The 23,340-nt window shown below is 35.4% G+C and carries 21 protein-coding genes; all 21 read left to right on the top strand.

The genetic code is table 11. The features are described 5' to 3' along the window. Positions 1 to 89: 89 nt before the first annotated feature. The 21 genes from Q0Y61_RS01625 (at position 90) to Q0Y61_RS01525 (ending at position 23,338) form a co-directional block, all read left to right on the top strand. Positions 90 to 1,982 (top strand): menaquinone biosynthesis decarboxylase, encoded by a 1,893-nt coding sequence (locus Q0Y61_RS01625; protein ID WP_297810318.1) that lies wholly within the window; start codon positions 90 to 92, stop codon positions 1,980 to 1,982. Between the two features lie 69 nt (positions 1,983 to 2,051). Next, positions 2,052 to 2,621 carry a hypothetical protein gene (locus Q0Y61_RS01620; RefSeq protein ID WP_297810315.1) on the top strand — a complete coding sequence of 190 codons (570 nt, stop codon included), beginning with the start codon at positions 2,052 to 2,054 and terminating at the stop codon, positions 2,619 to 2,621. Then, positions 2,618 to 3,460, top strand: coding sequence for a S1-like domain-containing RNA-binding protein (locus Q0Y61_RS01615; protein WP_297810312.1), 843 nt, complete (start codon positions 2,618 to 2,620; stop codon positions 3,458 to 3,460). Before Q0Y61_RS01620 ends, Q0Y61_RS01615 begins: the two co-directional genes overlap by 4 nt. Positions 3,461 to 3,870: 410 nt before the next feature. After that, the gene (locus Q0Y61_RS01610; RefSeq protein WP_297810308.1) at positions 3,871 to 4,260 is read left to right on the top strand and encodes an NAD(P)H-quinone oxidoreductase subunit 3; all 390 of its coding nucleotides are present in this window, start codon (positions 3,871 to 3,873) and stop codon (positions 4,258 to 4,260) included. Next, positions 4,242 to 4,751 carry an NADH-quinone oxidoreductase subunit B gene (locus tag Q0Y61_RS01605; protein WP_297810305.1) on the top strand — a complete coding sequence of 170 codons (510 nt, stop codon included), beginning with the start codon at positions 4,242 to 4,244 and terminating at the stop codon, positions 4,749 to 4,751. The genes Q0Y61_RS01610 and Q0Y61_RS01605 overlap by 19 nt, the downstream gene beginning before the upstream one ends. 9 nt (positions 4,752 to 4,760) lie before the next feature. Continuing rightward, positions 4,761 to 5,564, top strand: a complete 804-nt coding sequence (locus tag Q0Y61_RS01600) for an NADH-quinone oxidoreductase subunit C (RefSeq protein ID WP_297810302.1) — start codon at positions 4,761 to 4,763, stop codon at positions 5,562 to 5,564. Position 5,565: 1 nt separating this feature from the next. After that, positions 5,566 to 6,795, top strand: a complete 1,230-nt coding sequence (gene nuoD / locus Q0Y61_RS01595) for an NADH dehydrogenase (quinone) subunit D (protein ID WP_297810299.1) — start codon at positions 5,566 to 5,568, stop codon at positions 6,793 to 6,795. Further along, positions 6,792 to 7,037, top strand: coding sequence for an NADH-ubiquinone oxidoreductase subunit E family protein (locus Q0Y61_RS01590; RefSeq protein ID WP_297810296.1), 246 nt, complete (start codon positions 6,792 to 6,794; stop codon positions 7,035 to 7,037). The genes nuoD and Q0Y61_RS01590 overlap by 4 nt, the downstream gene beginning before the upstream one ends. Next, entirely contained in the window at positions 7,034 to 7,933 is a 900-nt protein-coding gene (locus Q0Y61_RS01585; protein ID WP_297810294.1) for a hypothetical protein, read from the top strand. Before Q0Y61_RS01590 ends, Q0Y61_RS01585 begins: the two co-directional genes overlap by 4 nt. Next, a complete protein-coding gene (locus Q0Y61_RS01580; protein WP_297810291.1) occupies positions 7,933 to 10,410 on the top strand; it encodes an NADH-quinone oxidoreductase subunit G in 2,478 nt (825 codons plus the stop codon). Before Q0Y61_RS01585 ends, Q0Y61_RS01580 begins: the two co-directional genes overlap by 1 nt. Further along, positions 10,404 to 11,402 (top strand): NADH-quinone oxidoreductase subunit NuoH, encoded by a 999-nt coding sequence (nuoH, locus tag Q0Y61_RS01575; RefSeq protein ID WP_297810334.1) that lies wholly within the window; start codon positions 10,404 to 10,406, stop codon positions 11,400 to 11,402. The genes Q0Y61_RS01580 and nuoH overlap by 7 nt, the downstream gene beginning before the upstream one ends. After that, positions 11,399 to 12,034, top strand: coding sequence for an NADH-quinone oxidoreductase subunit NuoI (nuoI, locus tag Q0Y61_RS01570; protein ID WP_297810288.1), 636 nt, complete (start codon positions 11,399 to 11,401; stop codon positions 12,032 to 12,034). The genes nuoH and nuoI overlap by 4 nt, the downstream gene beginning before the upstream one ends. Continuing rightward, positions 12,027 to 12,593 (top strand): NADH-quinone oxidoreductase subunit J, encoded by a 567-nt coding sequence (locus Q0Y61_RS01565; protein WP_297810285.1) that lies wholly within the window; start codon positions 12,027 to 12,029, stop codon positions 12,591 to 12,593. The genes nuoI and Q0Y61_RS01565 overlap by 8 nt, the downstream gene beginning before the upstream one ends. Beyond that, positions 12,580 to 12,882: an NADH-quinone oxidoreductase subunit NuoK gene (gene nuoK, locus Q0Y61_RS01560; protein WP_297810282.1), complete on the top strand. Its 303-nt coding sequence runs from the start codon at positions 12,580 to 12,582 to the stop codon at positions 12,880 to 12,882. Before Q0Y61_RS01565 ends, nuoK begins: the two co-directional genes overlap by 14 nt. A 2-nt stretch (positions 12,883 to 12,884) precedes the next feature. Continuing rightward, complete coding sequence (gene nuoL, locus Q0Y61_RS01555; RefSeq protein ID WP_297810279.1) at positions 12,885 to 14,744, top strand: NADH-quinone oxidoreductase subunit L; 1,860 nt, start codon at positions 12,885 to 12,887, stop codon at positions 14,742 to 14,744. After that, positions 14,729 to 16,354 carry an NADH-quinone oxidoreductase subunit M gene (locus Q0Y61_RS01550; RefSeq protein ID WP_297810277.1) on the top strand — a complete coding sequence of 542 codons (1,626 nt, stop codon included), beginning with the start codon at positions 14,729 to 14,731 and terminating at the stop codon, positions 16,352 to 16,354. Before nuoL ends, Q0Y61_RS01550 begins: the two co-directional genes overlap by 16 nt. Then, the gene (gene nuoN / locus Q0Y61_RS01545; RefSeq protein ID WP_297810275.1) at positions 16,355 to 17,842 is read left to right on the top strand and encodes an NADH-quinone oxidoreductase subunit NuoN; all 1,488 of its coding nucleotides are present in this window, start codon (positions 16,355 to 16,357) and stop codon (positions 17,840 to 17,842) included. A 189-nt stretch (positions 17,843 to 18,031) separates the two neighbouring features. After that, positions 18,032 to 19,594: a 4Fe-4S binding protein gene (locus Q0Y61_RS01540; protein WP_297810272.1), complete on the top strand. Its 1,563-nt coding sequence runs from the start codon at positions 18,032 to 18,034 to the stop codon at positions 19,592 to 19,594. A gap of 26 nt (positions 19,595 to 19,620) precedes the next feature. After that, positions 19,621 to 20,220, top strand: a complete 600-nt coding sequence (locus Q0Y61_RS01535) for a molecular chaperone TorD family protein (RefSeq protein ID WP_297810269.1) — start codon at positions 19,621 to 19,623, stop codon at positions 20,218 to 20,220. A 73-nt stretch (positions 20,221 to 20,293) separates the two neighbouring features. Then, the gene (locus Q0Y61_RS01530) at positions 20,294 to 20,488 is read left to right on the top strand and encodes a hypothetical protein (RefSeq protein WP_297810266.1); all 195 of its coding nucleotides are present in this window, start codon (positions 20,294 to 20,296) and stop codon (positions 20,486 to 20,488) included. Positions 20,489 to 20,503: 15 nt separating this feature from the next. Next, positions 20,504 to 23,338, top strand: coding sequence for a molybdopterin-dependent oxidoreductase (locus Q0Y61_RS01525; protein ID WP_297810263.1), 2,835 nt, complete (start codon positions 20,504 to 20,506; stop codon positions 23,336 to 23,338). Positions 23,339 to 23,340 lie beyond the last annotated feature (2 nt).

The raw sequence follows: 23,340 nt of genomic DNA, 5'->3' as shown, positions 1-23,340 counted from the left end.
GGGGTATTCCCTGTTATTTGCTCCCTTTATCTTTATCCAAAAAGTGCGTAAGCTAAAAGAGAGTTTGAAAAGAAAATATAAGGAACAAAATGCGACAAACGATAGATTTATTAAAAGCACATAATGAGCTAAAGATTATCACAGAACCTTTAGATGTGGAATTAGAGATTCCACATTTGGCTTATTTGGAGGTTAAGCGCAAAGATTCTAAAGCCTTGCTTTTTACTAATCCAATAGATAAAGCAAGACAGATAAACTATGAAACTCCCGTTTTAATGAATCTTTTTGGGAGTTTTTCTCGTGTGCGCTTATTGATAGGTGATACTCAAGGAATCGCAAAAGAGGTGGCGGAAATTATTAAACTTAAACCCCCAAAATCTTTAAAAGAAGCTTTAAAAATTGCTCCTAAAATGTTAAATTTACGCTTCTTAGCACCTAAAATTACAAAAGAGAAAGGTTTATGCCAAGAAGTGGTTACCAAAGGGGTAGAGGTAGATTTAAATGCGATTCCAATCCTTAAAACTTGGAGTGAAGATGGAGGAAGATTTATCACAATGGGGCAATGCTATACGCAAAGCTTAGATGGTAGTGTGCGGAATCTTGGTATGTATCGTTTGCAAGTTTATGATAGAAATCATTTAGGATTGCATTGGCAAATCCATAAGGATAGTGTTAGTCTGCTAGAGGAGTATCGCAGAGCAAACAAAAAAATGCCTGTAAGCATTGCAATTGGGGGAGATCCTCTTTATACTTGGTGCGCTACTGCACCTTTGCCTTATGGATTGTTTGAATTAATGCTCTATGGGTTTGTTCGTAAAAGTCGTGCAAAAATGGTGCGTTGTGTCAGCAATACACTCTGTGTGCCTTATGATGCAGATTTTGTGATAGAAGGGTTCGTTGAGCCAAATGTAATGCGTGAGGAGGGAAGATTCGGCGACCATACAGGGTTTTATACACCTATTGAACCTTATCCTGTGCTAGAAATTAGTGCAATCACACATAAAAAAAATCCAATTTATCTTGCAACCGTTGTAGGTAAGCCCCCTTTAGAGGATAAATACTTGGGATTTCCAACGGAGAGAATCTTTTTGCCACTTTTACAAACTACAACCCCTCATTTAATAGATTATTATATGCCTGAAAATGGAGTGTTTCATAATTTGATTTTAGCCAAAATTGAAGCGCGTTTTCCGCACATTGCGCAACAGAGTATGCACGCATTTTGGGGTGTGGGACAAATGAGTTTTGTAAAGCACGCAATTTTTGTGGGTGAAAACGCACCGAGTTTGCAAAGTGCAGAGATTATTCCTTTTATCTTGAATCGTTTTGATGTAGAGAATTGCTTAAGAAGTGAGGGAGTTTGTGATGCTTTAGACCACGCTTCGCCTAGTTTTGCTCAAGGGGGTAAGTTAGGATTGGACTGCACACGCACTTTAGAAATACAAAAGCCAGAATTGCTTGATGAAATACAATTACATAAAGTTTTAAGTGAAATTTTAAGCTTTAGTGGCGAAGTAAAAAATATCCGACAAATTTATAAGGAGACCAAAAATCCTATTATATTAGTAGGAATCCATAAAAAAGAAAGTCTTAAAAAGTCATTTTTAGCACTAGAACAAGCGAAGCTAGAATCGTGCAATCAAACAGAATCTTACTTGCAAAATGTGGATCTTTTAGAAAAATGTATGCGTATTGTTGTAATTGTAGATGCGATTAAAAATGATTTGGATAATCTTTATATGTTGCTTTGGCGCGTAGTGAATAATATAGATGCAAAACGTGATATAACCATCATTGGCAAAACCCTATTACTTGATGCGTGTGATAAAGATGTGCGTGATAATTATCTACGTGAATGGCCTAAAGAAACAGATTGTTCTCGTAAGGTTTTGGATAGATTAGAAAAGCTTGGATTATTAAGTGATTTTGGAGATTTAGAGAGTTTTTATCGCACTTTTCACATTGATAAATCCTATCATTAGGAAAATGTGAAGTTTTTCTTGATAATTTTTATGTAGAATTTTAAAATATTAACTTTGTAAGGATTGCAAATGAATGTAAATGCACAAGCACAAGGTTGTGCTAAAATGCGCCGAAGTTGGTTGAAAAATCTAAAATCAGAGGTTATGGATTTGCGTTCTAACGGATTAGAAGATAATCTCATTCAAAAAAATATGTATAAAAAATTTCGCCAGTATTCTAGTGGTATTGAGATTTTTGTAGGATTCATATTTTTTATTATTTTATTAAATATTATAGGTTTTGGCTTACACATTGGATATGCAACTCTAATGTGGGAAGTGCATATTTATGAGTTTAGCACAAGCTTTTCCCCCTATACTTCTATGTTGATTTTTGGGGTTTTGTGTGTTGTATTAGTTGGACTTTTTGTTTTTTGGCTGCAGTTTTTTATAGATTTTTTTAGTTTTTATAAAACTCTTGATGATACATTAGAGGAGCAATTTTATATAAAACTTATCAAAATATTTTTTATTTTGGGTTTAATTGGATTTGTAATTTTTATGATTATGGTGTTTTTCGTAGGTATGCAAGTTTCAGAGGTTTATGGTATGCCATTGGGACGTAGTCTTTACGAAGTTTTGGGGGAAGTTTTTGATTGATAGAGATTGGTATTTGTAAAGAACTTAAAATCGCACGATTTACTAGTGCGGGTGCATATTTGCAAAGTGGGCAAGAAGAGGTTTTATTGCCCAATAAATATCTACCTAGAGACGCAAAGATAGATGATAAAATCTTGGTATTTTTATATACAGATTCGCAAGACCGCCCCATTGCTACAACTTTAATGCCTAAAGCTCAAAGAGGTGAAATTGCGGTTTTAAAGGTAGTGGATAAAAATAATTTTGGTTGTTTTTTGGATTTAGGGATTGCTAAAGATGTCTTTATGCCGAGTAAAAGTCCCTATAAATATCCTTTGGGTAGCCAAGTAGCGGTATTTTTGAGTATAGATAGAGAAAATCGTTTGTTGGCGAAGGAAAATATTAAACCTTATTTAAGTAATTTTTGTGAGAAATTAAAAAATTTTAGAGTTGGATTTAAAGTTAAAATTTTACCCTTTAGAATCACACCTTTGGGTTATGAGTGTGTAGTAAATGGTGTAAATTTAGGATTACTTTATAAAAATGAAGTTTTTAAAGAATTATCACTTTTTACTGAATGTGAGGGCTTTATTAAACGCATCTATACCAATGGCAAATGTGATTTAAGTTTAAATCACCCTAAGAAAAAAAGCTCAAAGGCACAGGAGAGCAAGAAGATATTAGAGATTCTGTGCCAAAATGGTGGAATCTTAAATTTACATTATGATAGCAACCCAGAGGAGATTCAATTAGTGTGTGCTATGAGTAAAAAAGCTTTTAAGCGCGCTTTAAGTCTCTTGCTAGAGGAAGATAAGATTCTATTAAAACCCAAAGTTGGCATTGCATTAAAAGAATCTTAAAGGCAAGAGAGTGGGTAAAAATCCCTTTGTAAAATTTCGTTATACTCTCGTAATTTTCTTGGTAATGAATCTAGTCTGTTAAGATTATTCCAATCAACAAGTGATAGGAAAATTTATTTTAAAAATTTCAAATTTTGTTTATAGAGTGTAGAGGAAGTTTAAAATTATAAATTAAGATTCCATAGGTAGAATCTTAAGTAGTGTTTCTTTTTGTATCATTTAAAAGATTAAACAAAAAGTAATATAAAATTTGACTTTTTGTTTAAAATTTGCAGAATCTTGCGCTTTAATCTTTAGAATATTTTAGCTGTAAAATTTATAAAAATGCGTGATTTTGTTCCTTTTGTTTTTAAATTTCAAGAAAACTACGCTAAGATACATAGAAAGTTTTATTCCTTAAGGATTGATGTGTGTCTCATTTAGATGTTTCTCACCCCTATTTTGGTGTTTTTGTAATTTTTGTTTTTACCTTTGGTGCATTTTTAATGACAACATTTCTTTCGCGATTTGTCGGAAGAAAATTGGCTAACAAAAATACACAAAAGTTGAAATTAGCCCCTTATGAATGCGGTTTAGCTCCTACCAAGCAGCCTAATAGAATCTCATCGCAATTTTATATTATGGCGTTGTTATTTATCCTTTTTGATATAGAGATTATCTTTATGTTCCCGTGGGCAGTGGATTTTAAAGTTCTTGGTATTTTTGGTTTTGTTGAAATGGTTTTGTTTGTTTTGTTGCTTGTGATTGGATTTATTTATGCTTGGAGAAAAGGAGCTTTGAGATGGCAGAGCATGAAGTAGATTATCTTAAAAGTGGTGGTTTGCCTATCGCATTAACGAGTGTAGATAAGTTATTGAATTGGGGACGTAGCAATTCTCTTTGGGCAATGACTTATGGATTGGCTTGTTGTGCAATTGAAATGATGGCAACAGGAGCTAGTCGTTATGATTTTGACAGGTTTGGAACAATATTTAGGGCAAGTCCTAGACAAAGTGATGTAATGATTATTGCGGGAACGGTTACAAAAAAGCACGCTCAATTTGTCAGACGTCTCTATGACCAAATGCCAGAGCCTAAATGGGTTATTTCTATGGGAAGTTGTGCAAATACGGGTGGAATGTTTAACACTTATGCCACTGTGCAAGGAGTGGATAGAATCATACCTGTGGATATTTACTTGCCAGGTTGTTCGCCACGACCAGAGACTTTGCAATATGCTTTAATGGTTCTTCAGCAAAAAATTCGCAAACAAAAAGCTAATCGTGCGCAGTCTGCTAAACGTTTAGTGTAAAGGAGGAATATGAGAAAATTTAAACCAAAAAATAATGCACAAAAAGAAGTGTATTATAAAGATAGATTTTATGTTGCTCCAAAACTCCAAAGAGAGCCTATTACAAGTGATACAGTTTATTGTGCAGATATAGAAAATTTAAGCAAACAAGTAAAAATTATAGAAAACTATATAGAATGTGGAACTTTGGTAATATGGATAGAGAGGGATTCTGTTTATCAGGCATTAGCAACACTAAAAACGATTGGTTATGATGTCCTAAGTGAGTTGAGTGCGATAGATTATGTAGAGCAAAAAGGAGGTTTTGAAATTTTTTATCAAATGCTCTCTATGAGTCGCGCTAAACGTTTGCGGGTAAAGACTTTTTTGAGAAAAAATGAGAAAATAGAATCCGTAACAGGATTGTTTCGTAGCGCAGATTGGAGTGAGCGCGAAATGTATGATATGTTTGGGATTCTACCTGTTGGACATCCTTATCCTAAGCGAATCTTAATGCCTGATGATTGGGTGGGACACCCTTTATTAAAGAGTTATCCATTACAAGGAGATGAGTCGGCGCAATGGTATGAAGTGGATACAATTTTTGGCAAAGAGTATCGTGAGGTAATTGGTGAAGAACAGAGAGATTCTGCACGAATTGACCGCTATGATTCCACACGATTCTCTCATTTGGGTTACGAAGTAGAATATGGACAAAAAATAGAAGAAGGAGTTGAAAAACCTCAACCAATTATTTATCAAGAGGAAGAGGGTGTGTTGTTTGTAACAAAACTAAAGCCAGAGAATTCCAAAGAGCTTAAAGAGAGGAAATGATATGCAACAACCAAATAAACTAATACCATTTTATGAAAATGTTGCTTTTGACCGCATAAGTGATAATGCAATGGTGGTAAATTTTGGTCCTCAACACCCAAGTGCGCACGGACAGTTACGATTGATTTTAGAATTAGAAGGCGAAAAAGTCATTAAAGCAACTCCAGATGTAGGGTATTTGCATCGTGGAATGGAGAAAATGGCAGAAAATATGATTTATAATGAATTTTTGCCAACCACAGATAGAATGGATTATATTGCTGCAAGCTCTAATAACTATGCTTTTGCACTTAGTGTAGAAAGATTACTAGGTGTTGAAGTACCAAGACGCGCTAAAGTGATTCGCACAATGCTTTTAGAGCTGAATCGCATTATCTCTCATCTTTTTTGGTTAGCTACCCACGCACTTGATGTAGGAGCAATGAGTATTTTTTTATACTGCTTTAGAGAACGTGAGTTCGGCATTGATTTGATTGAGGATTATTGTGGCGCAAGATTAACGCATTCAAGTGTTAGAATCGGGGGTGTGCCATTAGATTTGCCACAAGGTTGGATTGAAAAATTAAAAGCCTATTTAGAGCTATTGCCAAGCCAAATTAAACTTTATGAAGGAATTTTAAGCGAGAATAGAATTTGGCGTATGCGTTTAGAGAATGTAGGTGTTGTAAGTCCTGAAATGGCAAAAAGTTGGGGTTTAAGTGGTGTTTTATTGCGTGGAAGTGGAATCGCTTGGGATATTCGCAAAGAAGAACCTTATGAACTTTATGATGAATTGGAATTTGATGTTCCTATTGGAGAAAGCAATGATAGCTATGGACGCTATTTGCTTTATATGGAAGAAATGCGTCAGAGTATTCGGTTGCTTTATCAATTAATAGATAAATATCAAGACACGGATTCTCTTATTATGTGTGAGGATACACGTTATTTCTCTGCACCAAAAGAGCAAATTATGACACAGAATTATTCTTTAATGCAACATTTTGTTTTAGTTGCTCAAGGAATGCGTCCCCCTATTGGTGAAGTGTATGTGCCAACAGAATCTCCTAAAGGAGAGTTAGGGTTTTTTATCCGTTCAGAGGGCGAACCTTATCCTTATCGTGTCAAAATGCGAACGCCAAGTTTTTTCCATACAGGAGTTTTACAAGATTTATTGCCCGGACATTATTTGGCAGATGTTGTAACAATTATCGGGAATACTAATATTGTCTTTGGGGAGATTGACCGATGAAACGTTTTGATTTACGCCATTTAAAAAATGATTTCTTTTTGCGCTTGGAAGAGATTTTAGATAAAGAGCTAGAAAAAGAGGAGGTTGGAATTTTTTTGTTTGAAGTGCTAGATTTTAATAATGTTCAAAAAAGTGCAGATTTAGTTAAAAAAAGTGGTAATACATTATTAAATTCTTTGCGCTTTAATGAAGTGGATTGGACGATTGTTGTAAGAAAAGAAACTGCAAGGATTGCACAATGAGTGCTTTGATTGAATCTTTCTTAGCAAATGATGGAAAGGCAAAATTCATTGAATCCATAGAACAAAATGCGTTAAAGGGCAAAAATATTTTGCTTTTGGGTGGATTTATTGAGGAATTTGCTCGTGCATTGAAGCAACAAGGAGTAAATTTTAGCTCTTTAGAATCACAAAATGAATTTAAAGATTCCATTCAAGTTTTTCTGCTCCACCCTTTAAACCTTAATTCTTATCCAAAGATTCTACATTTTCTCTATGAGGTTGGTTCCGAAGAAGCAATTATAGCCTTGCTTGTAAGTGCATTTTATAGTGTTTATGGCGGAGATTTGGAATTAAAAACGTTTGTTGAGTCTCTAGATGTAGGGAATCTAGCTTCAGAATGTAATTTATCAGAAGAAGAACTAGAACAAATTGCACGAAGTTTTAAGTCGCAAAAAAGTATGATTGTTGTAGGTAAAGATTTAAACACGCATAAAAGAGTGCATAATATTGGAAAAATTTTGGCACTTTTAGCTCGTGCATTCAGTCAAATAGAAATAATATTTTTAGAATCTGCACCCAAAGAGGTAACTGCCCGTAAAAAAATGCCCATAGAAACATTGGAAGGATTAGAATGCTATAATGGGTTGGTGGCATATTTGCAAAATAAGCCATTGGAGGAACCAATTTTAGAGGTTTCTAAACAATTTAGTCAGGTGGGCAAAATACAAGAAGAAGGAAAGATTGAAGTGCAATTTTTAGAATCCCAAAAAACCATACAAGCCAAATTGCACAAGAATATGGAATTAAAAGGTATGGTTGGGATTCTATGGATTCCACTGGCATTGGATTTCAAAGATTTTTTGGATTTAAATAATGGATTTTGCTATAAACAAGTCAAAATAAGCAAGGTGGCGTAATGGAAACAATAAAAGTAACAATTGATGGCTGTGAGATTCTTTGCGAGGAAGGAGAAAGTATCTTAAATGTTGCACGTGCTAATGGTATATTCATTCCAGCAATCTGTTACCTTTCTTGCTCGTCTCCTACACTTGCTTGTAAAATGTGTATGGTAGAGGCAGATGGTAAGCGCGTGTATGCTTGTAATGCAAAAGTCAAAGAAGGAATGGATATTAGAGTGCATACCCCAGAAATTGAGATAGAACGTAAAGCAATTATGCAAGCTTATGTTATAAATCATCCTTTGCAATGTGGTGTGTGTGATAAAAGTGGTGAATGTGAATTGCAAAACTATACACATTATGTAGGCATAAATGAACAAGACTATGCAATGAAAGATGAGGAGAAAAAGTTTGATTTATGGGGTAAAGCGGTCTATGACCCGAATCTTTGTATCGTGTGTGAGCGATGTGTAACACTTTGTAAAGATAAAATTGGTAAAGCACATATTAAAGCGCAAAAACGTGAGGGTGAGATGCCACCTAAAGAATATAAAGACATTATGCCCAAAGATGCTTATGGGGTTTGGACAAAATTTAAAAAATCATTAATAGGGCTTAATGGTGTAGAGGCGGAAGCGTGTGGTGATTGCGCAGAGTGTGTAAGTGTATGCCCTGTGGGTGCGCTGACGATTGGACATTTTCAGTATCGCTCTAATGCATGGGAGTTAGAAAAAATCCCTAGCACCTGTGTTCATTGTGGCAATGGTTGTCCAATCAGTTATGAGGTAAAGCAAGAAAAAATTGGAGGCGGAGAAAGAAAAGTTTATCGTATAAGTAGTGATTGGAATTTTTCTACCCTTTGTCCTGCGGGGAGATTGGGCTTTGATGTTAATAATCAACAGGTTAAAAAAGATAAAGAAGCTTTCAATGCAAGTATAGTGGCTTTTAGAGAGGCACAAACTATCAACTTTGCTGGCGATTTAAGCAATGAAGAATCTTTGATTTTGCAATCTTTAAAGGAAAAGTTTGGTTATAAGTTGGTTTGTCAAGAAGTCTATCCTTTTAAAGTTTTTTTGGATTCTTATGTTAAAGTCAGTGGTTCTCTAGGAAATGCAAGTCAGAAAGATATTGCCCAAAGCACTTTTGTAGTATGTTTTGGCGGGGCTTTAAGTTATGATATGCCTGTAATCACGCATAGTATTAATAATGCAATGAGGCAGAACAAAGGTGCGAATTTAGCTTATTTTCATACAATGCAAGATATTGTCGTCAATCGTTTTGTAAAATCGCCTATTAATGGGGTTTATCAGCCAAATGCTGAAGAGGCTTTAGCATTATTGCTAGCTAGCGTGTGTATCTCAAAAGAACAAATGCCAAACTCTTTAAAAACTCAAATTGAAAGATATGAACACAAAGAAACGCAAACGATTATAAAAGAAGTTAAGAAAAAAGTTAAAGTCAAAGAACTAGACAAAGAGGGTAATGTGGTTTTAGACGAGGAGGGTAAAGAGAAGTTTATAGAAAAAGAAGAAGTAGAAAAAATAAATCAAGAAATTGAGGTTGTAACAAGCGCACTATATGATTATTGTGGCGATTCTATTAAAGATTCCATAGAGCAGACAAAAAATGCTTTAGAGAATGCGAAAAATCCAATTTTAATTGTTGGTTTTGATATATATCGTGCGAGAAATGCTAATAATATTGCAAAAATTTTGGGTTATATTGAGAGATTGAGTCTCTTTAAAGTTTTATTGCTTCCACCTAGCCCTAATGCGCTTGGAATTTCCCTCATTTGCGAGTTGGATAAAGAGGGCGTAGGATATAGTGTGGGTTATAATACACAAGGGCATTACAAGATTGGTGTGGGTGCAGACAATGCATTGCAAATGCCTTATTTAAATGAGCAAGAAGGCACATTGATAAATGTAGATAAACGCGTTGTTCCCTTAACCCCAGCAACACCTTACTATGGGTATGAATTAAATGATATTGCAAAAGTATTAGGCTTAGAAAATGAAGACACGATTGATTATACACTAGACTTACCGCTAGCAAAAGGATTCAAGAGTGTAGAATATGATGATTTGAAATTTGGATTTTTAAATGATGGTTCTGAAATTCGTGGATATTTATTGGGAGCGCATTTTCCACAGGAATCCTTGGAAATATTACCCGTAGAACTAGGAGAATTGGAATCCTATAATCTTTATGCGCGCAATCCTGTGGCACATTTTTCAAAAAGCACTTTACAATCTTTGTATATAGATTCTAAAAACGGATTACAATTAAGTGAAAAATATGCTGAAAAACTCGGGATTTGTGCAGGAAATAAAGTAGAAGTGCGTTTTGCAAATGGAGAAACCATACAAGTTTTGGCAATTATTGACAAAGAAATGGAGGGCGAGTTTGCAGCACTTGGCGTGTGCGAATTTGAAGAATTTAAACTTTTTCCAACCATACGTTATGCAAATGCTTCCTTAAAGGTATTATTATGAATTATATCATTGAGACACTGATTAAGATTTTACTTGTAGTGCTAATTTTTTCCGCATTAGCTGGTTTGACAACTTATATAGAGCGTAAAATTTTAGCTTTCTTTCAACGTCGCTTAGGTCCAACAATGGTCGGACCTTTTGGAGTTTTGCAGATTCTTGCTGATGGAATTAAACTTTTTACAAAAGAAGATATTGTGCCAAGTGGGGCAAATCGTATTATCTTTAGGATTGCACCCACGATTACTGCTGCCACAGCCTTTATTGCAATGGCACCCATTCCATTTTTCCCAGAATTTGAGCTTTTTGGTTATATAATTCAACCTATTATTTCAGATATTAATGTAGGAATTTTGTTTGTGCTTAGTGTTGGAGCAGCGGGTTTATATGGTCCTTTGCTTGGAGGAATAAGCGCAAATAGTAAATGGTCAATTTTGGGAGCGGCTAGAGCAACGGTGCAGTTGCTTAGTTTTGAAGTAATTTCTGGGTTATCTCTTTTAGCTCCTTTGATGCTGGTTGGCTCTTTATCTTTGATTGATATTAATAATTATCAAAATAGTGGAATCGCAGGTTGGTTGGTTTTTTCTCAACCTTTAGCCTTTTTTTTATTTTTGTTTGCAGGTTATGCCGAGTTAAATAGAACACCTTTTGATTTGCTAGAACACGAGGCAGAAATTGTTTCAGGATATGCAACAGAGTATGCAGGAATGCGTTGGGGAATGTTTTTTATCGGTGAATATGCAAGTATGATTGCATTATCTTTTGTTGTGTCTTTGATTTTTCTAGGTGGTTTTAATCCACTCGGGTTCATTCCGGGCGGAATTGCAATTCTTTTAAAGGTTAGTTTTCTTATCTTTTTATTTATGTGGGCAAGGGCGGCATATCCACACATACGTCCAGACCAACTAATGGGATTATGCTGGAGAGTATTGTTTCCTCTTGCTCTTTTAAATGTTTTTGTTACAGGGATTGTATGCTTAGGAGGTGGGAATTGAGCAAGTATATAAAAATCATTGGACAAACGCCCTCACTAAGTAATGTTCAGAAATTTGTAAAATTTTGGAATCGTGCTTTTAAAGGTGAATTATTTGTAGGTTTATGGTTGGTGTTTAAAGAGTTTTGCCAAGCGCAAATTCACACTGTGCAATATCCATTAGAAAAATTACCTTTAAGTCCGCGCTATCGGGCAGTGCATGAGTTAAAACGTTTGCTTGAAAGTGGCAATGAACGTTGTATTGGTTGTGGATTATGTGAAAAAATCTGTGTGGCGAATTGTATTCGTATGGAAACGGGATACGGGGAAGACAAACGTAAAAAAGTTTTTGAATATAGCATTAATTTTGGACGATGTATTTATTGTGGATTATGTGCTGAAGTTTGTCCAGAACTTGCAATCGTGCATAGCAAAAGATATGAAAATGCAAGTGAGCAAAGAGCATCTTTCGCACTCAAAAAGGATATGTTAACGCCTATTGATAAAGTATTGGGCGGACAAGATTCTGAGTTTAGTGGTGCTGGAAGCGTAAATACAGATGCGGATAAGCGCATTAAAGCTACGCCATTAAAATATTTAGAGGAAGTAGAAAGTAAAAACGAAGTAAAAGCGAAGGAGGAAGTCAATGCTTGAGGCTATTGCATTTTATACATTTTGTGCATTAACATTGGCAATGTTCTTGATAGTTGTTACCACGCGTAATATTTTGTATGCACTTAGTGCGTTGGCGGCTGGAATGATTTTTGTTTCTGCTTTTTTCTTTTTGCTTGGAGCAGAGTTTTTAGGAGTTGTGCAAATTGCTGTTTATACAGGCGCAGTGATTGCACTCTATGCTTTTGCAATGATGTTTTTTGATTCTCAAAAATTGCAAAATGAAAAAATAGCGAATCCTAAAATGCTGTTCGTATTAAGCGGACTTGGAGCATTGTTATTAGTTGTTGTAGTGGTTGCGCCAGTGATTGCACAGAATCTTACAAATTTAGAAGCAACGATTCCATTAAAGGAAGGTGTAGGAAATGTGCAGATGATAGGATATGTTCTTTTCACAAAATTTTTGATTCCTTTTGAAATTGCTGCATTAATGTTGCTTGTAGCAATGATTGCTGGGATTGTCTTAGCGGGCAAAGGAATGCATTACTCTTTAACTCTCAATGAGCAAGCACCTAAAGGAGAGCAAAATGATAACGCTTAATCATTATTTGATTTTATCTAGTTTAATGTTTATGGTGGGGGTTTTTGGTATGCTTAGGCGTAAAAATTTGTTGATGTTGTTTTTTTCAACAGAAATCTTGTTAAGTGCTGTAAATATTGGATTTGTTGCAGTTGGAAAATATCTTGGTGATTTAAATGGACAAATGTTTGCGTTTTTTATCCTAGCGGTGGCAGCAAGCGAAGTAGCAATTGGGGTTGGATTGCTGATAGCTTGGTATAAAAAACATCATACACTAGATTTAGATAGATTACAAATTATGGAAGGCTAGGAATGGAAGCAATTTTATATATCGCATTATTTACGCCATTGGTGGGTTCATTGTTCGGGATTCCATTTGCTTCAAAACGAAAATTTATAAGTGTTGGAATCTTTGCTTCTTTAATGCTTGGAGTTTCCTTTCTGGCTTCTTTATTGCTATTGGTGCATACATTGCAAGGTGGTATTGTTAAAGTTGTCCTAATGGATTGGATTGGGGCGGGGGGACTTTACATTCCTTTTGGATTTTTAGTGGATAGTGTGAGTGCAACAATGATATTGGTTGTAACGCTTGTTTCCTTGTGTGTGCATATATATTCTATCGGTTATATGAGCCACGATAAAAGTTTCAATAGGTTTTTTGTTTATCTTAGTGCTTTTGTCTTTTCTATGTTGATTTTAGTAATGAGTGATAACTTTGCTGGATTATTTATCGGTTGGGAAGGCGTAGGACTTTGTTCTTGGATGCTTATTGGGTTTTGGTATGAGCGAGATTCTGCTTCTTTTGCAGCCAATGAAGCTTTTATTATGAATAGAATTGCAGATTTGGGAATGTTGCTTGGAATCTTTTTAATTTATTGGACTTTTGGCACATTAAATTATGAAGAGGTTTTAAGCAGTGTTTATGAAGCACCAAAAGGTATTTTAATAACTATTGGTATTTTACTTTTTGTAGGTGCAATGGGAAAAAGTGCACAATTTCCTCTACATACTTGGCTTGCTGATGCAATGGAGGGTCCGACACCAGTTTCTGCATTAATTCACGCAGCGACAATGGTAACTGCTGGGGTTTATTTGGTGATTCGAGCAAATCCACTTTATACGATGATTCCAGAGATTGGGTTTTTAATTGCAAGTCTTGGAGCATTTGTGGCGCTCTTTGCAGCAACAATGGCATTGGTGAATAGAGATTTGAAACGCATTATTGCTTATTCTACTCTTTCACAATTGGGCTATATGTTTGTTGCAGCAGGATTAGAGGCTTATTGGATTGCATTGTTCCATTTAGCAACACACGCATTTTTTAAATCCTTATTATTCTTAGGAGCGGGAAATGTTATGCACGCTATGCACGATAGATTAGATATTTCTAAGATGGGAGCACTTTATCAGCCACTTAAAATGACTGCAATTTTAATGATTCTTGCCTCTATTGCGTTGGCTGGAATCTACCCATTTTCTGGATTTTTTTCTAAAGATAAAATTTTAGAAGCTGCGTTTGGTTCTGATGCTTATATTTTATGGGGTGCCTTGTTGCTAGGGGCATTTTTAACTGCATTTTATAGCTTTCGATTGATTATGCTTGTATTTTTTGGAGAGCAAAAACACGAAGAAAATCATCCGCACGAAGCTTATCCTTATATGCTTTATGCAATGTTACCTCTTGGAATTTTAGCGATATTTGCAGGATTTTTTGAACCAAATTTTCATCATTTTGTAACGCAAACTCTGCCTGATTTTAGTGCAAATTTGGAATCTAAAACTATATGGAATCTAATTTTTATCACTTCTTTTGTTGCTCTTTGTGGGATTGCATTGGCAGTATTTAAATATAAAAAAGGTGGGTTTTCTCCTAAATGGCAAGAGACTTTTATTTATAAACTCTTAAGTCATCAATACTATATTCCTGCTTTATATGATAAGCTATGGATACAAAATTACATTAAATTATCCAAAGTCGCTTGGCTTGCCGATAAATGTGTGGTTGATTTTGTGGTTGATGCTATTGCTAGATTGATTAATAGTGGTGGGGAAAGTATGCAATGGATTCAAGGGGGGAATCTTTCTAAAATGTTAAAAATTATGTTTTTTGGTGTGGTAGTTTTATTACTATTTGTATTTATTTATAGGGGGGGTGTATGGACTACCTTTTAACTTTACTTATCTTTTTTCCCTTAGTTGGAGCGATTTTAGCTATTGGCATTAAAGAAAATCTTAAAGCTTATGCAGTGATTATCGGTTTGATTGAGCTAGGGTTGGCATTGCTTCTATGGAATAGTTTTGATAAAAGTGCCGATGGATTTCAGTTTGTAACCTCATTTCCTTTAGTGATGAATTTTGGCATTAGTTATCTTGTTGGTGTTGATGGAGTTACTCTCTTTCTTATTGTGCTTAGCGCGTTCATCAGTTTAATTGGATTTATTTACCTTAATGAAAAGCAGGAAACTAAAAAACTCATTATCTCTCTTTTGTGCCTTGAAAGTATTATGATTGGTGTATTTTGTGCATTAGATATGATTTTATTTTATATTTTTTGGGAGCTTTCACTTGTGCCGATGCTTTATATTATTGGTGCTTGGGGAAGTGGTAGTAGAATTTATGCCGCAGTAAAATTTTTCTTATATACTTTCTTAGGTTCTATGATTATGCTAGTTGGGATTCTGTTTTTAGCATATTATTATTTTAACGTCAGTGGCGTTTGGACATTTTCTCTTTTGGAATGGTATAGTCTAAGTGCAATTCCAAAAAACCTACAAATGTGGCTTTTTGTCGCATTTTTTTGTGGTTTGGCGGTTAAAGTGCCTATGTTTCCTTTTCATACTTGGTTACCTTATGCGCACGGACAGGCACCAACGATTGGTTCTATTATTCTTGCAGCCGTGCTTTTAAAGATGGGGACTTATGGGTTTGTGCGTTTTTCTCTGCCGCTTTTTCCTGATGCAAGTGTGGCGTTGCTAATGCCTGTTGCAATTCTTTCTTTAATAATGATTATTTATGGCGCAATGGTAGCATTTGCCCAAGAAGATATAAAGCAAGTCGTAGCCTATAGTTCTATCTCACATATGGGTGTCATTATGATTGGAATCTTTGCTCTTAATGTTGAAGGGATTTCAGGGTCAGTGTTTTTTATGTTAAGCCACGGAATCATTAGTGGAGCACTTTTTATGCTTGTGGGAATGATTTATGAAAGAAGACATACTAAGCTTATTGCTGAATTTGGTGGAATTGCAAAAGTTATGCCAAACTATGCGGCTATTTTTGGGATTATGATGATGGCTTCTGCAGGATTGCCTCTTACGATGGGGTTTGTGGGAGAGTTTTTATCATTGCTTGGATTCTTCCAAATTTCTCCTCTTTTGACAGGTATTGCTGGGATTAGCATTATTGTAGGTGCAATTTATATGTTGAATCTATATCGTAAAACATTCTATGGACAATTATCGAATGAAGAAAATTTAAAATTACAAGATTTAAATCAACGCGAATGGGTTGCCTTGTTGCCACTAGTTGCCATTGTAATTTGGCTTGGAATTTATCCTAAGCCTATTTTAGAGCCAATTAATAAAGGTGTGGAAAATATGCTTGCAGTGATGTATTCTCGTGCAATAACTCCAGAATCTCAAAGTTTTTTTGGTATGGATCTATCACAATTAATGGAGTCTTCACAAGGAGAAGATGTATCAAGCACCCAAAGTCTTGAGGGTTTAGATGATAACAAAACACTAAAAAGTACTCAAGAAACTTTACAAGAGGAGGGAAGATAGATGTTAGAAACTTTTAGTGTTCCATTGGAGAGTTTAAATATTTTTAGTATCTTCCCTATGTTGATTGCGATTGTGGGAGGGCTTTTGATTTTGGTTGTTGATATGTGGTTAAAAAGCACAAATAAACAACTTTATACAATGCTTGCAATTTTATTTTTGGGGTTAGATTTAGGCTATATTATGTTTTTTGGCATTAGTAGCGAATCAAGAGCCTTCTTCGATTTAATTTTAATTGATGGAATTGCGCTTTTAGGACAAGTCATTATTCTTATTGCTGCAATTTTATTCGTGCCTCTGACTTTGAGTTATAATAGATTTCACGAATTTGCTTATCCAGAGTATTATGCGCTTTTTTTATTTATGTGTGCGGGATTCCAATTTATGGTCAGTAGCGACCACCTTATTGTAATATTCTTAGGACTAGAAACCGCTTCTCTTGCTCTTTATACTCTCATTGCAATGCACAATCGCTCAACAGCATTTGAAGCAGCAATTAAATATTTCACAATGGGTTCTCTATCAGCTGGTTGCTTCGCCTTTGGTTCAATGTTACTTTATGCGGCAAGTGGGCATTTGGATTTAGAGGGAATAAAAGCAGTCTTAGAAAATAATAATTATCAACCTTCTTATTTGGTGCTTAGTGGCGTAGTATTTTTTATCGCTTCTATTGGATTTAAAGCATCTTTAGTTCCATTTCATACTTGGACACCAGATGTTTATGAGGGTTCCAATTCATTTTTGGCTGGCTTTATGTCTATTGTCCCTAAGATTGCAGCATTAGTTGTAGCTATTAGAATCTTTAGTTTCTTTATGGAATTAGTTTGGGTGCATAATATTTTTTACTTGTTAATCGTTATTACAATTACTCTGCCTAATCTTGTTGCACTTGTCCAAAAAGATGTAAAACGTATGTTGGCTTATAGTTCTATTTCTCACGCAGGTTTTGCATTTAGTGCCGTGTTGATTGGTGGAATGCAAGCTTATAGTGCATTATTTTTATATTGGATACTTTTTCTTTTTACAAACCTTGGAATTTTTGCAATGTTATGGATTTCTCGCACTAAAGAGCAGATGTGGGACAAGCGTTATGATCACTCTTATGAAAAATTTTCAGGACTCATCAAACTTTGTCCCTTAGCGGCTGTTATTATGGGATTATTTATGCTTTCTTTGGCTGGGATTCCTCCTTTTTCAGTCTTTTGGGGAAAAGTTTATTTAATGAGTGCCGCTATCAATAATGATTATTTATTTTTAGCCTTTGTAATGGCTGTGAATAGTGCAATTGCGGCATATTATTATTTGAAGTTGATTGTTTATATGTTTTTAAAAGACCCCTTAATTGGTGATGGAAGTATTTATTTGCAAAATGCAACCCTACCACTTAAAATTATTGTAGGAATCGCAACGCTTTATGTATGCGTATCTGCATTGGTTGTAGATGGATTGTTACTTGGAATTTATGGATTAGTTGGTAGTAATTTTATGTGATGGTCTAAAATAGAATTTTTAGGCTATCTTGATGAATCTTTCAGTTTTTTGTTTATATATTGATTTATATATTGACAAATGTTAAAAAAATCTTGACTTTTTTAGTCTGAAGTGAGTAAAATGCGAATTAAAAGTGAATAGGGTCATTCAACACGTTTTGATTATAAGGTTTTAAGGGAAAGTAAGAATATGTTAGAATATCCTATAAACATTGTTGTCGAATCCTTGCCTCTTGGCAATTTGTTGTTGGATAAAGCGGACAAAAACTATTCTGAAAAACTAGCAACGCTAAACCAAATTCAAGAAATTACAGATGATTTTGTATTAGAAAATAGTAAAGAAGTAAAAGTTAGCCCAAAACTCGCGATTATCTATATAAAAGAAACACGAGATGTAATACCGCAAGTTGTTCAAGATTTTATAGAGTTGGCACAAGATGTTTTTGAAGTTTTTTTATTAGATTTAGAATTTTTAGAAAATTTTAGTGGGTATTTTGGTGCATTTAATGCAAGATTAAAGAATGGGGAAATGGTAGGATTTGCACAAGCGGTCTTGTTTGTAGAGGAAGAAGAATTATTGCGTTTTAAGGGAGTATATAGCGTAGCAGAGTTCAAAACTCCGGAAGTATTGTTAGAAAAATTAAAGAAAAATATAGGAATTTACGCTTATAAAGATTTAATTAGTTATCAAGATAATATATGTCAGTATCATCATAGACGAGAAAAACATTGCGCAAGATGTGTTGATGTTTGTCCAACCTTTGGCGTGAGTAATGAGGACAATTTGATGGAATTAATCTTTTCGCCTATTGATTGCATTGGCTGTGGAGCTTGTGTAGGGGTATGCCCAACAAACTGCTTAGAGTATGAAGAGCTACCAAAAGAGGGTTTGGGCGAGATCATTGAGCAGTATAAAGGACAGAAAGTTTTTTTGTGTGATACGCAAAATTATGAGGCTTTAGTTTCGCAAAATAAAGTTCTGCCTCCAGATTTTTTACCTCTGGTTTTATCAAATCTGTTAATATTAAATGAAAATGACTTATTGAGTATCGTGCAGACTAGTGGATATGCAGTTGTTGTTTATACGCAACATTTAAGTGCAACAATGAAATTTTTAAACAATATTACACAACAAATTTATAAACAAGATTCTATCGTTGCTGTGCAACAGGTAGAATCATTGGCTCAAATCGCATTCAAGTTGCCTCAAATAGAGCCTTATTTTTACAAAAATCGTTATAATAAGCCTTATCGTGAATCTTTTGCGCAACGTTTGCAGTATATGGTCAAAGAGAAGGATTATGGATTGGCTAAAAGTGTTTCAAACTCACATTTGCATAAAGAATCCGTTTTTTATGGTGAGATTAAGGTAGATACTCAAAAATGCACACTTTGCCTCTCTTGTGTAGGGGCGTGCAATGTTAATGCAATTTTTGCAAGAAGTGATGATTTTTCTTTGCGATTTAATGCAAGTCTTTGCACAACTTGCGGATATTGTGTTACCTCTTGTCCTGAAGATGCAATGGATCTTGGTAAAGAAGGTATTGCGCTAAAACCAGAGTGGTTTAAAAGCAAAGAATTAGCCAAAGATGAGCCTTTTTTGTGTGTGGAATGCGGTGAAATCTTTAGCACTAAAAAGTCTATTGATAAGGTAATGTCTATGCTCGGAGAGTCTTTTGCTAATGATTCTAAAAAATTAAAGACAATTCAATGCTGTCCAGATTGTAAAGTGCGAGTAATGCTCAATGTATAATGCAATCTCTTAATAAGGAAAGGTGAATGCTAGATAATTTAAGCCAACAGGAACAATTAGACTTAAAGAATGCCCGCATTTTGTATTACGATTTTTTTAATGGCTTACTAGTATTTGAAATGTTAGAAGAGAGAGTAGGGGTTGCAAAAAAGCAATTAGAGATTTTGTTAAATGCACCTTTAAATGATGAAGCAGAGGAAAGTATGTTACTTTTGAAACAAGAACTAGAATCTAATGGAATCCAAAATTTAAAAGTAGAGTTTTCTAAACTTTTTGCTTTACCTTTTGGCGAGAAACAAGTAGGATTACATCTTTCACATTATTATGAAAGCTGTATTGGGGGGCAATCACTTCTCAAAATCCGTTCTTTAATTAAAGAAAGTGATGTGCGTGTGAGTCATCAATTTAAAGAAACAGAGGAACATTTAGGCTTTTTGTGCGGTTTTATGCGTCATTTGTTGGAAATAGAAAATACGAAATTAGCCAAAGAAGTTTTTATGTTTAGTCAAAAGGCTTTTTTGGGTTTAATAGATGAGATAAAGTCGCATAAAGGTGCAAAGTTTTATTTGGCTATTGTATTAATATTGGAATCTTTTATCAAGTTTGAATCAGAATTTTATTTTTAAAAAGTAATTCCACGAAAGCTTTGATTGGAAGGTTTTCGTGGGATTATCCCAAATCTTAAACAAGGAGCCAATTATGGAAAAGAGTAGGCGAGAGTTTTTAAAAACTACCGCAAAAACTTCCGTTGCACTAACAGGTGTAAGCATTGCATTAGCAGGCTGTGGCAAAAAAGGCACGAGTGAGAATCTTGTTCGTGGAAAATCTCCTAAACAAGAGATTCTCTACCAAAAAACTCCGCAATGGGATTTATACTATTCTGTTGCAAAATAAAAAGTGAGGTGAAAAATGAGCGAAGCAATCAAAAAACGTCAAACTAGACGCACGTTTTTAAAAATGACTGCTCTTGGAAGTTTAGCTGGCGCAAGTGTTGCATTAGGGGCTGACACTCAAAAAACAATGCGTCAAGCTTCAAGTCAAGAGATTAAAGAAAGATATCCACAATCTAAAAAAGTTAAAACGATTTGCACCCATTGTTCTGTGGGTTGTGGAATCGTAGCAGAGGTTGTAGATGGTGTATGGGTGCGCCAAGAAGTGGCTCAAGACCACCCGATTTCTCAAGGTGGGCATTGTTGCAAAGGTGCAGATTTGATTGATAGGGCAAGAAGTGAAACAAGATTGCGCTATCCTTTGGAAAAGCAGAATGGACAATGGACAAGGCTTAAATATGATGAGGCAATGGATAAAATTGCTGCACAGCTTAAACAAATTAGAGAAGAAAGCGGTCCTGATGCAGTGATGTTTTTAGGAAGTGCAAAATGTTCTAATGAGCAAAGCTATTATATTCGAAAGTTTGCAGCATTTTTTGGGACAAATAATATAGACCATTGCGCTAGAGTTTGACACAGCCCAACAGTTGCCGGTGTGGCAAATACATTTGGGTATGGTGGTATGACAAATCATCTTGGCGATATGCAGTTTTCTAAATATATTTTAGTCATTGGAGCAAACCCAGCAGTTAATCACCCTGTGTCAATGGTGCATATTTTGCGTGCTAAAGAAAAGGGAGCAAAGCTTGTGTGCATTGATCCAAGATTTACAAAAACTGCAGCAAAATGTGATGAATTTCATAGAATCCGCAGTGGGACAGATATTGCCTTTGCTTATGGATTACTCAATCATATCATCACAAAAAAACTTTATGATGAGAAATACTTAAAAGACAGAGTAGATGGTTATGAAATGATTATGGAGGAAGCAAGAAAATTCACTCCCGAAGTTGCAGCAGATGTTTGTGGAATCCCAGCTGATGCGATTCGTCACATTGCAGAAGAAATGGCAAGTGCAAAACCTGCAAGTTTGATTTGGAATCAAGGGCTTACGCAGCACACTGTTGGAACAAGTAATACAAGAATTATGCCGATTTTACAAATGTTTTTGGGTAATATTGGTAAAAATGGTGGAGGTGTGAATATACTAAGAGGACACGATAACGTGCAAGGAGCTTCTGATATGAACAATCTTGCAGATTCTTTGCCAGGATATTATGGGTTAGGTGAACCTGCTTGGAGACATTTTTGCCGACATTGGAAAGTAGATTATGATTGGATGCTTTCTCGTTTCAAAAATAAAGAAATGATGAGTAAAATCGGTTTTGCGCATTCGACTTGGAAGTTTGGTGTTTTAGATGAGGAAAATTCGGAAAATAATGCAGGAACTAAATTGCGTGCTTTAGTGGTAATTGGTTCAGGTATGACCACGGTTTCTTTGCTTGATTTGCAAAAAAAGGCAATGGATAAGCTAGATTTAGTCGTGTTTGTTGATCCTTACGTTAATGATTTAGCAATTTATAGTGATAGAGAGAATAATTTATTCTGTCTCCCTGCTGCTTCTCAAATGGAAACGAGTGGTAGTGTCGCAGCGACAAATCGTAGCTATCAATGGCGCTCTAAAGTAATGGAACCACTTTTTGAATGCCGACCTGATGAGGAGTTTTTGTTTGGTTTAGCAGATAGACTAGGATTCTTAGAAGAGTATCAAAGAAGACTTTATGATATTGCTAAAAGTCAAGGCAGAGAGAAGTTTATTTGGCCTGAAGATGCAACTACTGAACTTACACAAAGTATTCGTAGCATTGGGTTACAAGGTATGAGTCCAGAGAGATTAAAAGCTCATCAAGAAAATTGGCATTTGTTTGATAAGGTAACATTGGAGGGCACAGGAGAGTTTAAGGGAGATTATTACGGGCTACCTTGGCCTTGTTGGAGTGATAAGCACCCTGGCACCCCTGTAATGTATAATGATACTATTCCTGTAATGCGTGGAGGTATGGGATTCCGTGTAAATTGGGGTGTTACAAATCCTAGTGGTCAGAGTATGCTTACTCCTCGCACATTGCCTGATGCAAAATATAGTGGCGGACACGCTCCTGTAACTGCAGCAAATGCAGAATCTTTAGGGATTAAACTTACAGAATCTGAAAAAGCAGCAGTTGAGGGAAGCACTTTTGCTTTAGGTATAGGGAATAATATTCTGGTGGAAAAAGCACTAGAGGCAGGATTATGTCCTTATGGAAATGGTAAAGCAAGGGCGAATGTGTGGAATTGGTATGATAAGATTCCGCTTCATCGTGAGCCTTTGCACTCTGTGCGTGGAGATTTAGTAGATAAATATCCAAGTTTCCCGGATAAAAAAAATCATTTTAGAGCAAACATCAAATATCGTAGCCGACAAAAAGAGCTTGGTGAAAACAAAAATTGGGTAGATGAATTTCCTGTGAATATGCTAACAGGGCGTCTTGTTGCGCATATGGGAACAGGAGCAGAAACTCGCAGTGCTAAATATTTGGCTGAAGTAGAGGGGGAGATGTTTGTAGAGATTCACCCTGATAAAGCAGCAGAAATGAATATCAAAAATGGTGATATGCTTTGGGTGTATGGAACAATGGATACTAGAATTTTAGTTCCAGCAAAACTTTCTACAAGAGTGGATTATAATAGTATTTGGTTACCTCAAAACTTTTCAGGTATGGATCAAGGAGAATCACGACTTGATAAATATCCAGAGGGGACAAAGCCTTATGCCATTGGAGAATCCGCTTGTATGATTGCTAGTTATGGGTTTGATTACAATTCTGCTTGTCCAGAAACCAAATGTGGCTTATGCCGTATTGAGAAAGCGTAAGG

The organism is uncultured Helicobacter sp., assembly GCF_947367035.1.
Lineage (GTDB): Bacteria > Campylobacterota > Campylobacteria > Campylobacterales > Helicobacteraceae > Helicobacter_D.
This window is presented reverse-complemented; position numbering and strand designations above follow the sequence as displayed.

Coding starts and splice junctions, on each gene's coding strand:
- Q0Y61_RS01585 (WP_297810294.1), top strand. CDS start 7,034: ATGAGTGCTTTGATTGAATCTTTCTTAGCAAATGATGGAAAGGCAAAA.
- Q0Y61_RS01590 (WP_297810296.1), top strand. CDS start 6,792: ATGAAACGTTTTGATTTACGCCATTTAAAAAATGATTTCTTTTTGCGC.
- Q0Y61_RS01550 (WP_297810277.1), top strand. CDS start 14,729: ATGGACTACCTTTTAACTTTACTTATCTTTTTTCCCTTAGTTGGAGCG.
- Q0Y61_RS01625 (WP_297810318.1), top strand. CDS start 90: ATGCGACAAACGATAGATTTATTAAAAGCACATAATGAGCTAAAGATT.
- Q0Y61_RS01530 (WP_297810266.1), top strand. CDS start 20,294: ATGGAAAAGAGTAGGCGAGAGTTTTTAAAAACTACCGCAAAAACTTCC.
- nuoK (WP_297810282.1), top strand. CDS start 12,580: ATGATAACGCTTAATCATTATTTGATTTTATCTAGTTTAATGTTTATG.
- Q0Y61_RS01565 (WP_297810285.1), top strand. CDS start 12,027: ATGCTTGAGGCTATTGCATTTTATACATTTTGTGCATTAACATTGGCA.
- Q0Y61_RS01620 (WP_297810315.1), top strand. CDS start 2,052: ATGAATGTAAATGCACAAGCACAAGGTTGTGCTAAAATGCGCCGAAGT.
- Q0Y61_RS01600 (WP_297810302.1), top strand. CDS start 4,761: ATGAGAAAATTTAAACCAAAAAATAATGCACAAAAAGAAGTGTATTAT.
- nuoN (WP_297810275.1), top strand. CDS start 16,355: ATGTTAGAAACTTTTAGTGTTCCATTGGAGAGTTTAAATATTTTTAGT.
- Q0Y61_RS01580 (WP_297810291.1), top strand. CDS start 7,933: ATGGAAACAATAAAAGTAACAATTGATGGCTGTGAGATTCTTTGCGAG.
- Q0Y61_RS01535 (WP_297810269.1), top strand. CDS start 19,621: ATGCTAGATAATTTAAGCCAACAGGAACAATTAGACTTAAAGAATGCC.
- Q0Y61_RS01605 (WP_297810305.1), top strand. CDS start 4,242: ATGGCAGAGCATGAAGTAGATTATCTTAAAAGTGGTGGTTTGCCTATC.
- nuoD (WP_297810299.1), top strand. CDS start 5,566: ATGCAACAACCAAATAAACTAATACCATTTTATGAAAATGTTGCTTTT.
- Q0Y61_RS01540 (WP_297810272.1), top strand. CDS start 18,032: ATGTTAGAATATCCTATAAACATTGTTGTCGAATCCTTGCCTCTTGGC.
- nuoL (WP_297810279.1), top strand. CDS start 12,885: ATGGAAGCAATTTTATATATCGCATTATTTACGCCATTGGTGGGTTCA.